This is a genomic window from Marinitoga piezophila KA3, assembly GCF_000255135.1.
In the GTDB taxonomy this organism is placed as follows: Bacteria; Thermotogota; Thermotogae; order Petrotogales; family Petrotogaceae; genus Marinitoga; species Marinitoga piezophila.
In genome coordinates, this window is the sequence record NC_016751.1 from 1,380,189 (window position 1) to 1,396,361 (window position 16,173).

12 protein-coding genes are annotated in these 16,173 nt (G+C 29.0%); 11 read left to right on the plus strand and 1 reads right to left on the minus strand.

Going from position 1 to position 16,173, the window contains the following annotated elements; all coding sequences use genetic code 11:
- Positions 1-5 precede the first annotated feature (5 nt).
- Positions 6-938, plus strand: a complete 933-nt coding sequence (locus MARPI_RS06560) for an enolase-like domain-containing protein (protein ID WP_014296809.1) — start codon at positions 6-8, stop codon at positions 936-938.
- Between the two features lie 30 nt (positions 939-968).
- Here MARPI_RS06560 and MARPI_RS06565 read toward each other — a convergent pair whose 3' ends face one another.
- Complete coding sequence (locus MARPI_RS06565) at positions 969-2,831, minus strand: LVIVD repeat-containing protein (RefSeq protein ID WP_014296810.1); 1,863 nt, start codon at positions 2,829-2,831, stop codon at positions 969-971.
- A gap of 362 nt (positions 2,832-3,193) precedes the next feature.
- On the opposite strand from MARPI_RS06565, the gene MARPI_RS06570 reads away from it, so the two are divergent.
- From MARPI_RS06570 to MARPI_RS06615, 10 genes are all read left to right on the plus strand, one after another.
- Entirely contained in the window at positions 3,194-5,092 is a 1,899-nt protein-coding gene (locus MARPI_RS06570) for a hypothetical protein (RefSeq protein WP_014296811.1), read from the plus strand.
- Between the two features lie 63 nt (positions 5,093-5,155).
- On the plus strand, positions 5,156-5,881 hold the full coding sequence (locus MARPI_RS06575) for a hypothetical protein (RefSeq protein ID WP_014296812.1): 726 nt from the start codon (positions 5,156-5,158) through the stop codon (positions 5,879-5,881).
- Entirely contained in the window at positions 5,878-7,251 is a 1,374-nt protein-coding gene (locus MARPI_RS06580) for a hypothetical protein (RefSeq protein WP_014296813.1), read from the plus strand. The genes MARPI_RS06575 and MARPI_RS06580 overlap by 4 nt, the downstream gene beginning before the upstream one ends.
- A 12-nt stretch (positions 7,252-7,263) precedes the next feature.
- Positions 7,264-8,502 carry an isoamylase early set domain-containing protein gene (locus tag MARPI_RS10770; RefSeq protein WP_014296814.1) on the plus strand — a complete coding sequence of 413 codons (1,239 nt, stop codon included), beginning with the start codon at positions 7,264-7,266 and terminating at the stop codon, positions 8,500-8,502.
- A gap of 130 nt (positions 8,503-8,632) precedes the next feature.
- Positions 8,633-8,968 carry a L7Ae/L30e/S12e/Gadd45 family ribosomal protein gene (locus tag MARPI_RS06590; RefSeq protein ID WP_014296815.1) on the plus strand — a complete coding sequence of 112 codons (336 nt, stop codon included), beginning with the start codon at positions 8,633-8,635 and terminating at the stop codon, positions 8,966-8,968.
- A complete protein-coding gene (infB, locus tag MARPI_RS06595) occupies positions 8,961-11,174 on the plus strand; it encodes a translation initiation factor IF-2 (protein WP_014296816.1) in 2,214 nt (737 codons plus the stop codon). Before MARPI_RS06590 ends, infB begins: the two co-directional genes overlap by 8 nt.
- Before the next feature lie 30 nt (positions 11,175-11,204).
- The gene (locus MARPI_RS06600; protein WP_014296817.1) at positions 11,205-11,897 is read left to right on the plus strand and encodes a hypothetical protein; all 693 of its coding nucleotides are present in this window, start codon (positions 11,205-11,207) and stop codon (positions 11,895-11,897) included.
- Positions 11,898-11,942: 45 nt separating this feature from the next.
- Entirely contained in the window at positions 11,943-13,205 is a 1,263-nt protein-coding gene (locus tag MARPI_RS06605; protein WP_014296818.1) for a DegT/DnrJ/EryC1/StrS family aminotransferase, read from the plus strand.
- A 196-nt stretch (positions 13,206-13,401) separates the two neighbouring features.
- A complete protein-coding gene (locus MARPI_RS06610) occupies positions 13,402-15,246 on the plus strand; it encodes a polysaccharide biosynthesis protein (protein ID WP_014296819.1) in 1,845 nt (614 codons plus the stop codon).
- 11 nt (positions 15,247-15,257) lie between these two features.
- Positions 15,258-16,163: a glycosyltransferase family 4 protein gene (locus MARPI_RS06615; protein ID WP_014296820.1), complete on the plus strand. Its 906-nt coding sequence runs from the start codon at positions 15,258-15,260 to the stop codon at positions 16,161-16,163.
- The last annotated feature ends 10 nt before the right edge of the window (positions 16,164-16,173 follow it).

Below are 16,173 nucleotides of genomic sequence, written 5' to 3' on the forward strand. Positions count from 1 at the left end.
AAATAATGAATAGAAAAAGAAGTGTGTATTACTGGCAGGAAAGGAGTATATTAAAATACTTAAACAAAGAATGGATAGAACATGCAGTATTTAAAATAGAATCTGAAGGTGTAGAAGGAATTGGAGCAGGAACACCTAATCCTGATTTTGGTGAAACATATAAAACAACAATGGCAATAATTGAAAAAATGAGAAAATTAACCGAGGAATGGGAGGATTTAAATAATTATGCGGATTTTGAAAAGGTAATGAATCAGATAGTTAAATTTGATATGTCCTCGAAAACAGCAGTGGAACTTTCAATTGCTGATTATATATTAAATTCAAAATCATTAGATTTATCAAGTGTGCTGTTCTCAAAAAATAAAAATAATACAGAGATATTTAAAATATACTTTCATAAAAATATGAGTTATGCTGTTTTTGGAGAAATAAAATTTCCAGAAATTTTAAAAATAGAGTTTTTGGAAAAGATGAATTTTGAAGAAATTGAAAAATATAAGAAGTTTGTTGATAAATATCCAATCTGGTTAGACTTTAAAGGATTATACAATCATTATGAAATTAAACAGATACTTAAAATATTTAAAAATGATAATATAGTAGCTTTAGAACAACCGTTGCCAGTTGGAAACGAAAGTGCTGTTGTTGATTTATTAGGAAATTACGATATATTCTGGGATGAATCATTTAAGACGCTTCAGGATATATTTAAATTAAAGGATTATGCAACAGGGTTTGTTTTTGAAATTACAAAATTTGGGGGATTATTAAAAACAGCAGAATACTTAAACGTTATTAGAGATATAGGACTTGAAACAGTTATTTCTTCAAGAATAGAGCATCCGTTAAACCTCAAATGGGCAAAAAAAATACAAAAATCCTTTGATTATATAGACCTAAATTATGAGCATTATATAGAAAAGACTTCAAAATAAGAAATAGGCTGGATTTCTCCAGCCTATTTCTTATTTTGCGATGCCGTTAAATATACCCCATGGCATATCTTTAACTATTTCAGGATTCGAAGGATCAGAAATATCTGCTATAATTATGCCGTTTTTGTAATCAGCAATATATGCATAATTTCCAGAAATGTTTATATATAGCGTAACATCTTTTGAGTTTATATGTCCTTTTTCCTGAATATTATTTATATCAGAAATATCAAATATTTTCATTCCATCCCATAAAGCAGCGACATATAAATAATTTCCGGAAATATTAAGTGAATATATATAATTGTCAAAAGATAAAGTGGTTATTTTTTCAATATTTGAAATATCAGAAATACTATAAATATCGATACTTTTATTTGCTAAAGCAGCATAAAGGTAATTATTATTTACATATATGTCTCTTATTGAATCAGCTAAATCGATAATTTTTAGTAATTCTGGATTATTAATATCTTTAATATTAAAAATATATAAATGCTTATTATAATCACCCAAATATAAATAATCATCTTTAGCAAATACATTTCTAATATTTTCTGTTGTAGTAATCTTATTTATTATCGTTGGACTTCCAGGTATTGTTGTATCAAATATATATGTTTCCGTTGATAAATTTGTAACATATAATTTAGTTCCATCCATACTCAAATCAAATGTGGATTTTGATAGAGATGTTTGAGAAACAATGGTACTTTCTTCTGTATTTGAAATATCCAAGGTTTCTAATCCATTATAACCACCAGCAATATATGCAAAATCATCATAAAAAAGTATATTCTTTGGATATCCTGTTATATTTAATGTTTTTATAAATTCAGGATTTTTAGGATCTTCAACATTAAAAATCTTAATACCATCATATAGGTCTAAAGTAAATAAATAATTATCTTTAACACCTAAATTATATACAGCAGTTCCCAACATATAATGTGAAATCTCTTTTAGGTTATTAATATCTGAAATATCGACTATTTTTAGACCATCATCACCGGCAAGGTATAAAATGCTATTTTCCAGATAAAAGTCTTTATATGTACCCATTCCACCATATAAACCTATTTGTTTTATATTATCAATATCTGAAATATCATAAATTTTAACACCAGCATCGGAAGAAAATAGATAGTTTCCACTGATGTATAAATAAACTACATAGGTTCCCTCGTGTTTTAAAGTTGTTATTTGTTCAATATTTTCAGGATCAGAAATATCAATAACAACTATGCCATTTTGACTATCAGCAATAAATGCATAATTGTCTTTTACAGTTACATATTGACTATATCCGTCTGTATCAAAGTTAGTAATTTTCTCGACATTATTTATGTCAGAAATATCAAAAATTTCAATTCCTGAAGATCCTTCAGCAACAAAAGCATAATTGTCTTTAATAAAAATAGAATATGCAAGATCAGAAGTATTGAATTCCGTTAAAGATTTAATATTTTTGGGATCAGAGATATCAAAAATTTTTATACCTCCGTCTCCAGCTGCAATAAATAAAAGATTGTTTTTTACAAATAAATCACCACTGTAACCACCGAATATATAATCTTTCAATAATAGAGGTTTTTTAGGATCAGAGATATCGAAAACTGATAATAGATTGTTACCAACAGCGAAAATATAATTGTCTTTTTTATATAGATCAAATAATTCATGAGTTAACTCGAGATGTGATAATAAAGTAAGTTTAGAGGTATCGCTTACATCAAATAAATTAAGTCCATCATATCCAGCCAGCGCTAAAATTTCATAAGTGGGTTCTTCGTTTTCGGTATTATCAGAGGGTTTTTCTTCTGTTTGGACACATGCATACATAAAAAACATCATAGAAATAACTAATAAAACAACAAAAAGTTTTTTAAACATACTTTTCCCTCCTATAAATGATATTTATACATTCCAATTATAATATTATTTTAAAAATAAGTAAACATCAATACAAATAAATTATAATTGATTATAGTTGTTTACAAATAATTAAATAATTATTATTAAAAAAAATAAATAGATGTATTTTTACCAGTAATATTTATTGCTTATATAAAATGATAAAAATAATATCAATATTAAATTGCATTTAAGAAAATTTGTAATAATTACCATTATTTACCAATAATATGAAATAAAATGGTTTAATAACCAAAAATAGACTTTATATATATTTTTTGAAGTTGTATAATAGTAACGCAACATAATTATTACAAATTTTTGTTATAGGAGGGGGACAGATGAAAAAGGCAGTATTTATTTTAAGTTTATTGGTAGTTTTATCTATGGTATTTGTAGGATGTTTTCCAAAGCCTAAAGAGCCTATAAAATTGGAAGATGGTTATTATCTTTATTTTTCTAATAGCGAATGGAATTTTAGTTTAATTCCTGATTGGAAGTTTGTAAAACAGGATGATGGAACATATAAACTGGAAATTTCTGGTTTGGATTTAGCAGAAAATGTACCAGCACCTAAAAATGCTGAAAAAGTATGGTGGTGGAAAGTTGTTCAAATTACAGGAGATAGTTCTATAGCTTACGGTGGATTTGAAAAAAATGATCCAAGTGTTCCAATGGATCCTGATATAGCAAAGAATATGGATAAGGTTGTATTTTATTTTGATCCTTCAGCAGATACAACAACAGATCACAAAACAATAGCAGGAGTTATGGGAGATAATACAAAAGATGCATCAACTATATATTTTGTAGGTTCTCCAACAGGTTGGGATTTTGTTGAAATGACTAATGGTACTTATATAGTTGATACAACAAAAATATCTTCCAGAACAATATTTGGACCAGAAAATCCTATGGGATTCAAAATTTCTTTAGGTTATGATCATTGGGATAAAACAGATGAAGAAAAACCTTTTTTCTTTACACAAGGACATTATTATGGAGTTGGTACAGGAAACGAATATAAATATTTCACTGAAGGAAATTATGTAATGGGAGCAAAAGTTACATTTGATCCACATTTTTCAAAATTAACAGTTGAACCACTTGAAAATATTTCAACAATTTCTAGCGTGATAGATAAAATCGATTCTGAAGGTACAATAGAAGCAACTAGTGTTGGGGTAGTTAATTATAAGTACAGTACATATGTTTTTATTCAAGATTCCAGTCGAGGAATTGAAGTATATAAACCATATAATATAGAAGATTTGAAAGTTGGAGATCTTATATATGTAGAGGGCAGTGCAAAGAAATATGAAGATACTTACGAATATTCTTTAAATAATTCAGCTACTGTTACAGTGTTAAAATCAAATATAATTTTAGATCCAGAAGATATTACAGGAATAGAAATAAAGGATAATTGGAATTATTATGGGAAATTAGTAAAATTTAAAGGGATATGTAAAGAAGCTGATGATAATTATGGCAATGCAACTTTTGAATCTGAAAATGCAACTATAGTTGTAAAAAATTATGTAGGAAAAGAATTTGTAGAAGGAATAAAATATACAATAACAGGTGTGGTTATGTATAATCATGACCAATTAAAAGTTGTTCCAAGAAAAACATCAGATATTGCAGCACCAGGTCAGATAATAATAGATGGTGATTTATCCGATTGGACAGATTATGCAACAAAAACAGTTCTTGATGATGCTGATGATGATAGTAAATGGGGAGAATCAAATGATATTAATTGGTTGGGATTTGCAAATGATGACGAATATTTATATATAGGTGCTAAATATAAGGCTTCAAGTAATGGATTTATTGTATATGTTTCAAAAGAAGGAGCTACCGGTGGAGCAACAGATATGAATTTTGGAGCTTGGCCACGAGTTATCCAGACACAAGAAGGAACACCTATACATTTCTTTATAGCTTCATGGGAACATGGAGATCCTCAATTGTGGACAGTAGATAGTACCACAACAAAAACTCAGCATGATGAATATATAGTATCAAAAACTAATACAGATCCTATAATGGAAGTAAAAATAAAATTATCAGATCTTGGTTTAAGTAAGGGAGATAAGATTAAATTTGTAGGAACTATTGTTGGAGGAGATAATGCTTCTGCACCTGATACCACACCAGATAATCCATATCCAGATGGTTGGAATTGGAATGTACCTTTAACAATTGTTAATATGCAAGAATATACCGTTCAATAAATTCAATACATCCCCACCTCAATTTTGGGGTGGGTTTTTTTAAAGGAAGTGGAGGTGATTTTTTTGAGGAAAGTTTTAATTTTAATACTTTTTTCTATTTTTTTATTTTCTGGATGCTTAATGAATATTTTGGGATTATCTGTACCTGAAGGGTTATACGTTGGTTATGATGGAAATAACTGGATGCAGACGGATGATAAAACGCTTATAGAAAATAGTAAATTTGTTTATGATGCGAATTTAAAATTATATAAGGTAACAATAGATAAAGAAAAAATAAATTTTGGAGAAATCCAAAATAATGATTCAATATTTAAAATGGGATATTATAAGGTTTATTATGTAAAGAATGATGGCAATATTGCATCCAATAGTATTCCTATTTTAGAAACTGCTGCAACTGAAGATAAAATAACAATATATTTAGATCTTGAAAGATTAAGTGAAGGGAAATCCACAGGTATTGGCGATGATACAAAACTCAATATGGAATGGTATTTTGCAGGAACTCCAAATAATTGGACTCCTGAAAAAATGACAAAAAAAGATGATTATTTTGAAATTACAATAAACAAAACATATAATGCAAATGATAGTATTGAATACAAAATTCCACCATCTACAACATGGATGCCATGGCAGATGATTTTCAATGGTGAGGTGTATTCAGATTCATCTCAAAATCAAAGATATACATTTAAAAGCAATGTAAATGGTTTTACAGTTAAGTTTTATCCACTGATAGGTAAGGTTGATATTGTTGAATTAAAGGTTGGTGATTCTCAATGAAAAAAATCATGATCTATATTTTGTTGATTATTCCATTAATTGCGTTTTCTCAGGTGGGAATTAATGCTAATGTTGAAAGTTCGTGGACATATGATTTTGAAGCCTCACCAACTCAATTTTATTGGAATGGTATGAAATTTGATATTTATTTAAAACCAGATTCAACAAACTTTTTTGGCTCATTTAATTTGAATAGAGGGGATGACAATAATTATTATGTAACCGATGGAGAATTTGAATTTAAATTTGATTCCAATAAAATTACAACATTCTGGAAGAAGAAAAGCGTTAATACTACCGATTGGATTAATGCTTTCAATAATGAAAAAATTGGTGCTGTAAATGGTTTAAAAGCTAATTTTGATATATCGTTATTTTCTTTAGAAACATATTTAGTAAAAAGAGAAAGTGAAAATTCTTCTTTGTTTATTTCTCAAATTAGAGGAATACCTTTTGGACAACTTTATTATAGCTATATATATGGTAGAGAGTTTTATACAAAATATATTTATACAGATTGGAGAATGTTTGATTTTAATTTTACTCAGGATAATTTTCAATTATTGGGTGAATTTGGATATTCATATGAAAAAGGAGTTTTTTATTTAGAGGATAATTATTTTATTTTTCTTGGTAATAGGCTTAATTACAAAGATTTTGAGACTGCTGTTTATTTAAAATATTTATCTCCTGAATTTGATAAAAAATATCTTCCAGATAGTTTTAAACAAAACGTTTATGGAGAGGTAAAAGTAAAAAATATAGGAGTTTCTTCTGAAGTAAATTATTCTTTTGAAGATAATACACTTTCTTTTGATAAATTTAGTATTGATTATATAAAAAATTATTTAAAAATAAATGATTTTAATTATCTTTATGTTGGCCTGGCTAAAAATTTTGATTTAAACAAATCAGAAATAGCATTAAATTTACCATTTCATTTTAATAATATGTTTGATTTAACAGTTTCTGGTTATAAAAAGGGTATGGAAGATAATTGGTCTAATATAAAGAAATATTCAGATTTTGCTATTTCGGCAAACATGAAAGGTAATTTTATGAATACTTATTATAATTTATTGTATATTTTTGGAAATAAAAATGTTGAGATAGAAGATAGCGTGGTATATAGTGGAGGTTTTTCGGAAGTTCTATATGGTTCTGTTTCGAGAGGATTTGGAGACGTAAACTTTTTTATTAAGGGAATGTATATATATGGTGCAATAGAAAGATATAAAACATTATATGCCGAAGCTAAGTATACAGGTTTTTCAAATTCTGAGATTATTTTATCATTAGGCGACGGAAACTTTGGAGCAAGCAAAAATTTTTCAAAAAGAATCTCATTAACTGTAAAAACAGGATTTTAGGAGGTGTAATGGGTGAAAAGAATATATGTTATTTTAATTGTATTAATTATGGGTATTTCTGTTTTTTCAAAGATTTATATAGATAATAATATGGTTGTTTTTGAATATAAAGATATAACAGCATCTGCAGTTTATCTTGCAGGTAGCTTTAATAACTGGAATTCATCTGCTTTATTAATGAAAAAAGTAAATAATGGAGTATGGAGAATAGCAATAAAACTTTCTCCTGGTGAATATCAGTATAAATTTGTTATAAATGGAAGTGATTGGAAGGAAGACCCTGAAGCCCCGGGATATGTGCCTGATGGATTTGGTGGGAAAAATGGAGTTTTTACTTTAGTATTAGAAAATGGAACATTAAAAATCAAAAAAGCAGAAAAAGAGACAAATAATATATTATCTGGAGGATATAAGTTTAGTTTAAATTCTAAAATAGATAAGGATACTTTTTCGTTAAAAACTCCAGAAATAAATCATGAATTTATTTTAACAATTAATCCAGATAAAGGTAATATGAAATTTGAAGCAAATTTATATGCAGATAATACAAACTGGCAATTTAAATTAAAATCATTAAAGATAAATTGGGAAAACGAAAAATATCTCTTTGGAATATATAACAATGCAGCTTCTAATAATTTATGGAATTTTTATGAAGAAAATATAGAAAAAACGAATATAGGTTTTTATGGAGGAATAAAAACTTCTGTATTAGATATAACTCTTGATATTTATTCAAAAAATAACAATATTCAATATATGTTATTATCAAAAACAAGTATGGAAGACATAAATGGTTATTTTGGATATATTCCAGCTACAGATGATTCATCTATGAATATTTATGCAAGAGTTAAATACTTAAATATTGGTATTGAAGGGAAATATTCAGATTCCTTAGAATATGTAAAAGGAGATTATGAAAATGATGATCTTTATTTTGAAGGAATGTATGAATTTGATAAGAAAAATGTAGTTTTATATTCTGAGATATTATCTTTATCAAATATTTATACGGAATATAATACATCAGAAAAAACATATTTTGTAGAAGTTAATTTAAATATACCGGTTTTAAGTAATTTAAATGGTATTGGGAATTTACATTATGACAATGATGGAAATATAGGTTATAATGCAGGTATAAAATTGATTGAAGATGAAAATTCTGTAAGTATAACATTAGGACATAAATTTGATGAAGGTTTTAAAGATTATTATTTTATGTTTAATGCAAGTGCTGAATTCTAACCCCTGAAACATCAGGGGTTATTTTTTTGTTAAGGGACTGTTATTTAATATGCATATTGCTGTGAAGATTTTATTATTCACATTTTATATGTTATAATAATTGTAGAAAGAAGAACGGAGGTATTAAAGAATGAATGAACAAAAGATTGTAAATCTTTTGGGATTTGCTGCAAGGATGCGAAAAATAATATTTGGAAAAGATAATATAAGAGAATATATAAGAAATCCAAGAAAAAGATATAAGTTTATTGTTATTGCATCTGATACAGGTGAGTCTATAAAAGAAGATACAATAAAAAGATGTCAATCACATAGAGTTCCATATGTTCTTTTAAAAGATTTTACAAAGGAAACACTTGGTAAGTCTCTTGGAAGAGATGAAATCAGTGTTGTTGGAGTATTGGATGAGAATATAGTAAAAGGATTAATCGATGTAGCAAATGTTGGAGGTGATTCGAATGTCTAAGACACGAGTATATCAATTAGCCAAGGAATTTGGAAAGAATTCCAGAGAATTTCTAGAAGAATTAAGAGAATTGGGATATGATTTAAAAAGCCATATGTCATCACTTGAAAATAATGAGGTTGAGGCCATAAAAGAATATTTTGAAGAGAAGAAAAAGGAAGCAGAAGAAAAGAAGAAAGCTGAGAAAAAGAAACAGGAATCACAGCAATCAAAAGAAAAAAAGCATTTTAAAGAGAAAAAGGATTTTAAAAAAGATCATAAAAAGGATAAAAAGAATAAGAATAAAAATAAGAAGTTCAATAAAAATAATAAACCTGATTTTGTAAAAGAAGAAAAGAAAAATGAAGAAAAAAGCGAGGAAGAAGATATTAAAGAAGTAAAGATAACTAAATCAGAATTAAAGTTAGATATTCTTGCAAAAAAACTTGGGAAAGGTCAAAATGATATTATAAAAGCTTTCTTTATGAAAGGAAAGATATTGAGACCAGGGCAGGCTTTATCAGAATCTGAAGCAGAAGAGATTGCAATGATGTTTAATACATTGCTTGATATTGTTGAAGAAACAGCAGAAGTATCAGAATCAACTCCAGCAAATAAAGAAGGTAAAGTTGATCCAGAAGAAGAATTAAAGGAATTCTGGAAGAAGTTATATGAAGAAAAAGAGGATAAACTCGTTGAAAGAGCTCCAGTTGTTACTATTATGGGGCATGTTGATCATGGTAAGACAACTTTGCTTGATAATATTAGAAATACAAGGGTTGCTGAAAAAGAAGCTGGAGGAATTACGCAGTCTATAGGTGCTTATCAGGTAAATTATGAAGGAAGAAAAATTACATTTATTGACACTCCAGGACACGAAGCTTTTACAGAAATGAGAGCTCGTGGTGCTCAGGCTACAGATATTGTTGTGTTAATTATAGCTGCTGATGACGGTGTTATGCCTCAAACAATTGAAGCATATAATCACGCCAAAAATGCTAATGTTCCTATAATTGTGGCAATAAACAAGATAGATAAACCAAATGCAAATATTGAATTAACAAAACAGCAAATGGTTGCAAAATTAAATCTTATTCCAGAAGACTGGGGTGGAGATACAATTACAGTTCCTATTTCAGCTAAGGCTGGTCAGGGAATTGATGAATTGCTCGAAATGATTCTTCTGGTTGCAGAAATGCAGGAAATTAAATGTTATCCAGAGGGATTGGCAAGAGGAGTTATTATTGAAAGTAAACTCGATAAATTTCTTGGTCCTGTTGCAACTGCAATAATCAAAGATGGAAAATTAAAGGTTGGAGATTATTTTGTAGCTGGAAGTACATTTGGTAAGGTTAGAAGAATGATAGACCCAAATGGAAAGAATGTTAAGGTTGCAGGGCCATCTGATCCTGTGCAGATTTTGGGTTTTGAAGAAGTTCCTGATATGCATTCAATTCTTTATGGTGTGAAAACTTTACATGAAGCAAGAGAATATGTTGAAAAGAAGAAGGAATTAGAAGAAAAAACTGTTCAGAAAAGACATATACGTCTTGAAGATGCATTAAAAATGATGCAGGAAGAAGGAGAACAGAAGATATTAAATATTATTTTAAAAGCAGATACATTTGGATCTCTTGAAGCATTAAAGAATGCAATAGCTAAATTGCAAAATCCAGAAATTGAGTTACAGGTGATTCATGGCGGTATAGGTGCTATAACAAAGAGTGATGTTATGCTTGCAACAGCTTCAGATGCTGTTATTCTTGGATTCAGGGTTAAAGCAGATAGTAGCGCTGTAAAGTTTGCTGAACAGGAAAGAATTCAGATAAAGAGATATGATATAATCTTTAATTTAATAGATGATCTTAAAAAGGCATTACAGGGTATGCTTGAACCTGAAGAAAAAGAAGAGATTACAGGTTATGGTGAAGTTAAACAGGTATTTAGAATTAAAAAGGTTGGTAACATCGCCGGTATTCAATTAAAAGAAGGATATGTTGAAAGAGACGGTGGAGTAAGATTATATAGAGGCGGAAAGCTTGTATATGATGGAAAGCTTGAATCTTTGAGACATTATAAGGATGAAGTAAAGAGAATAGAAGCTCCAAAGGAATGTGGTGTAAAAATCCTTAATTTTGATGATATTAACGAAGGAGACGAAATGGAATTCTATAAATTTATTCAGGTTGAAAGAACACTTGAATTTGGAAAAAAGGAAGAAGAATAAAAAAATTAATAAATGCAGGGAAGTGATTTTATGAAAAAGCTTCTTTTAACGCTAATTTTATTTGTAAATGTGATGTTTTTTGGTTTTGAAACATTATTGCCTTCAGGAGAGGTATTAGATGAAGGGATTTTGAAAATTGATACAATCACTCCCGGAGTTGCAGCTATTAGATATGGGTTATTTGGAATTATGGAAGTTGGTGTTTCAACAAGCAATGGAGGAGCCTATATTAAAGTTGGAAGTAATAAGATGGGAGATCTTCCTCTGGCAGGTTCTGTTTCTTTTGGTTTTGAAGGTGTGGAAAGTGCCCACATAATAGGAAATATTTCTTATATAAGCGATTCGTTAAAACTATCTGTGGGGACAGACTATACACAAAAAATGGAAACAGAATTTAATGAAACAACACAGGAGCCGAAAACTATTATCGATTCATATTTCAATATTTTCGGAGGGTTAAATTATTTAATAAGTAGCGACGAAAAGACGGATAAGTTTTTAAATATTGAAGTAACAACAGGATTTAAAAGCAATGGAACTGAATATGGTATAGCTGGTTATATTTATGGAATTCAGTCATTTAAAAAGTTCTGGTTGTTTAATAAGGTAAATGTTTTTGGTGGATTGGCTGTGGTAAATCCATCAATTCCTCCAAATATTCTGGAAAATTTCAGAGTAGTTTTTGGACTGAATACAGAAATAAATCTATTTGGAAATAAATAAGCTCGCATTCATGCGAGCTTCTTTTAGTATGAGGGGGTATTGTTTATGAATGTTCCACTTTCTGATGCAAGTTTAACAGAAGAAGAAAAAAAGATATTATTAAATGTTTTTAGAAGAAAAAGATTGGCTTTGGGGTCATTTTTAAATAAATTTGAGGAAAAGATGAAAGAGTATTTTAATGTTGATTATGCCGTTGCTGTAAACAGCGGAACGTCTGCTTTACATTTGATTTTAAGGTCATTGGGAATAAAGGAAAATGAAGGAATGATAGTTACGCCGTTTACATTTATAGCTTCATCAAATGTTGCCATGTTTGAAAGAGCACATCCTGTGTTTATTGATATTGATCCAGAAAATTATAATATTGATATTGAAAAGATAGAATTAACCCTTAATGATATAGATCATCCATTATGGAAAAGGATTAAAGGTTTAAAGGATATAACTTTTTTTATGGGGGTTGATATTTTTGGTCAACCTCTCGATTGGGATAGATTTTTTGAGTTGAATAAAAAATATAATTGGAAGGTTGTTGAAGATTCTTGTGAAGCTATAGGGGCAAAATACAAGGATAGAATGGTTGGAACGCTTGGTGAAGCGGGGACGTTTGCTTTTTATCCTAATAAGCAGATTACTACCGGTGAAGGTGGTATGATTATTACCAATAATGAAGAGATAGCGAAGCTTTCAAGGTCTATGGCAAATCAGGGCCGCGGTGATTCATATGAATGGCTGGAACATGTTAGATTGGGGTATAATTATAGAATGGATGAATTATCAGCAGCTCTGGGATATGTTCAAATGAAGAGACTTGATGAAATACTGGAAAAAAGGGAAAATGTAGCAAAGAATTATTATGAATTATTTAAGGAAGAGGATAGAGTAATATTACCTCATGTTGAGGAATATACAACAAAGCCAAGCTGGTTTGTATTTGTTGTTCGTCTTTCCCTGGATTGGATTTCAAATTTTATTGATATTCCAGAATATATGAAAAGTTTTGATTTACCTTTGTATATTCCAGATAATGAAAGGGAATTCTGGAAGAGTAAGGTTCTGGAAATAAGGGAAATTACTTATGATATAATAAAACAATTAAATGCAGTTGGAATTCAGGCAAAAAACTATTTTTCTCCTGTGCATTTACAGAAATTTTATAGGGATTTATATGGTTATGAATATGGTGATTATCCTGTAACTGAATTAATTTCATCGTTGACGATAGCTATTCCTTTTTATACTGAGCTTGATTTTGAAAAGCAGCAATATGTTGTGGAGAATTTTAGAAATATACTTAATAATTATTGAGATTTATACATTTTGAAAATTTTTTGTGTTGTTGATTGTTTCTCTTTGAGAATTTTCACCTGCTTGAATGAACTTTTTTATGAATGTTTTCTTAACTAATTTTCCAATAATTATGTATGGTTATTGGAAAACCTGATGTATAATAATTGAAATAGTTTGTAATTTCAGAAAATAAAAAATTAAAAAGGTGGAGAGTATGAAAAGAAAAGCACTTTTGATGGTTCTTGATTATATTATATTTTTTGTAAGTTATATAATAGCCCTATTTTTCAGATTTCAAACTGACTATGTTGAAATGGAAAAGTATATATTGCCGATATTTTTGTTTCCGGCAATAATGATTCTGGTTATGTATGTGAATAAAATATATGACCAGATATGGAGATTTGCTACTTTAAAGGAAATAAAGCCTATTGTATATTCAGCATTTACGGGATATCTTTTAAATTTTCTTGTTGTTGAGGCAATTAGAAGACTATTTTTTAAATCTTTTTCATTGCCTCTTACAGTAGGGTTTATAACTGCCCTTTTAGGAAGTATTCTGGTTATTGGGAGCAGGACATGGTGGTTTTCAAAGAATAAACATATAGAAAATCATTATCCTGATAATAGAAAGAATATTCTTATTATTGGTGCTGGTGAAGCCGGGGTTGAATTGCTGGATGAGTTTTTAAGAAATCCAGAAAATGGTGTTGTTAAAGGATTTTTGGATGATGATGAAATTAAGATTGGAAGATTAATAAGAGGGATTCCTGTTTTAGGGAAAACAAATGAAGTAATGGATTATGTTGAAAAGCTAAAAATAAATGAGGTTATAATTGCTATTCCTTCCGCAACATCAGAGGAATTAAAGAGGATTATTAGTAATATTGATACAAAACGAGTTAGATTAAAAACATTACCAGGTTTGTTTGAGATATTAAATAATAAAGTATCGTTGGGATTTTTAAGGGATGTTAATATAGAGGATTTGCTTGGTAGAAAGGAAATAAAGGTTAATTTTGATGAAATAGGTTTTTATATAACCAATAAAACTGTTTTGGTTACAGGTGCTGGCGGTAGTATTGGTTCTGAAATTTGTCGTCAGGTTGCAGCGTTAAATCCTGAGAAATTATTGATTTTAGGTCGTGGTGAAAATAGCATATTTAAAATAAACAGGGAATTAAAAGAAAAGTTCCCTAATTTAAAAGTTGTTGAAATTATCAGCGATGTAACCAATGAAGATAGAATGGAAGAGGTATTTAAAAGATTTTCGCCAGATGTTGTTTTTCATGCTGCCGCACATAAGCATGTTCCCTTAATGGAAAAGAACCCTTCTGAGGCTTTTAGGGTTAATTCATATGGGACTTATATACTCGCCAGGTTGTCAGATAAATATGATGTTTCACATTTTGTTTTTATTTCAACTGATAAGGCAATAAATCCAACATCTATTATGGGAAGTTCCAAACGACTTGGAGAAATAATAATCAGGTCTATTTCCAGAAGGTCAAAGACACATTTTGGAATTGTTAGATTTGGAAATGTTCTGGGAAGTAGAGGCAGCGTTGTGCCGATTTTTAAAGAACAAATAAAAAATGGTGGTCCTGTGACAGTTACACATCCAGATATGAAAAGATATTTTATGACTATACCTGAAGCTGTAGCATTGGTATTGCAAGCAGGAGCTTTTGCAAATAAGGGAGAAGTATTTGTGTTTGATATGGGAAAACCTATATCCATAGATTATCTTGCACGAGAGATGATAAGATTATCCGGGTATATTCCAGATCAGGATATTAAAATTGTCTATACAGGAATAAGGAATGGTGAAAAATTATATGAGGAATTATTTCTGGATTCTGAAGAGTTTTTAAAAACGCCAAATGATAGAATATATATTTTAAAAGAGAATAAGATTTTAAATGAGAAAGAATTAGATAATTTGATTTTAAAAATAGAAAGAACCTTTAAAGCTAATGATTTTAAACTTATGAATAGTATAATAAAAGAATATATTCCAGAGGCAACTGCAAAGGTTATAATAGATGTTGCATATTAAGGGGTGTTTAGATGCATTATTTAGGAGTTTTTTTCTTATCAATTATAATTACATATATAATGATTCCAGTTGCAAAGAACATGGGGATAGTGGATAAACCAGATGAAACTTTGAAGATTCATGAGAAAGCAACACCATATCTTGGAGGATTGGCAATATATCTTTCCAGCATATTTTTTATACATGATTTAAAATTTGTATTTTTCAGTTCTCTTCTGATGTTTCTTGGATTAATAGACGATATAAAAGATGTATCCCCAAAAATTCGTTTATTAGTAGAATTTGTAATAATTATCGCAACACTTATTCCCTTTTATTCTACTATAGGCATTATTTATTTCTTCTTGCTTATAATACTTGGTGTAGCCTTGATTAATGCAGTTAATATGATTGATGGAATGGATGGAATATGTGGAGGAAATACATTATTTGTTATTTTGTTTTTAAGCATTATTTCCAAACAATACGATTATATATTTATAGTTGCGGCAATAGCAGGATTTTTAATCTTTAATTTTTATCCAGCTAAGATATTTCTTGGTGATGCAGGTTCGTATTTTCTTGCATATACCATATTTTATTTGATGGTAATTATGACCAATAATCATGGATTTGGCGGATTTGCAATTTCTGTGATTGTTTCAGCATTGTTTTATACCGATTTGTTTTTCAGTTTTTTAAGGAGAATTCTCAATCACCGTTCTCCATTTTCCGGGGATAGGGATCATATATATGATAAAATAAAAAAGAGATATAAAATATCTGTTAAAACAACAGCAATAATAACCTATGTTTTTTCATTTTTATTTGGTATAATTGGTATCATCAGCTGGGACTATCCATATTTAGGCGTAAGTTTAGCCTTTTTGGAGTACCTATTTTTGGGAATATACTTTAAGTTATATTCCTACGATTAATGGAGGTAAA

Bases quoted from the DNA above. Each gene is read 5' to 3' on its own strand.
- MARPI_RS06560 (WP_014296809.1), top strand. From the start codon at position 6: ATGAATAGAAAAAGAAGTGTGTATTACTGGCAGGAAAGGAGTATATTA.
- MARPI_RS06565 (WP_014296810.1), bottom strand. From the start codon at position 2,831: ATGTTTAAAAAACTTTTTGTTGTTTTATTAGTTATTTCTATGATGTTT.
- MARPI_RS06570 (WP_014296811.1), top strand. From the start codon at position 3,194: ATGAAAAAGGCAGTATTTATTTTAAGTTTATTGGTAGTTTTATCTATG.
- MARPI_RS06580 (WP_014296813.1), top strand. From the start codon at position 5,878: ATGAAAAAAATCATGATCTATATTTTGTTGATTATTCCATTAATTGCG.
- MARPI_RS06590 (WP_014296815.1), top strand. From the start codon at position 8,633: ATGAATGAACAAAAGATTGTAAATCTTTTGGGATTTGCTGCAAGGATG.
- infB (WP_014296816.1), top strand. From the start codon at position 8,961: ATGTCTAAGACACGAGTATATCAATTAGCCAAGGAATTTGGAAAGAAT.
- MARPI_RS06600 (WP_014296817.1), top strand. From the start codon at position 11,205: ATGAAAAAGCTTCTTTTAACGCTAATTTTATTTGTAAATGTGATGTTT.
- MARPI_RS06605 (WP_014296818.1), top strand. From the start codon at position 11,943: ATGAATGTTCCACTTTCTGATGCAAGTTTAACAGAAGAAGAAAAAAAG.
- MARPI_RS06610 (WP_014296819.1), top strand. From the start codon at position 13,402: ATGAAAAGAAAAGCACTTTTGATGGTTCTTGATTATATTATATTTTTT.
- MARPI_RS06615 (WP_014296820.1), top strand. From the start codon at position 15,258: ATGCATTATTTAGGAGTTTTTTTCTTATCAATTATAATTACATATATA.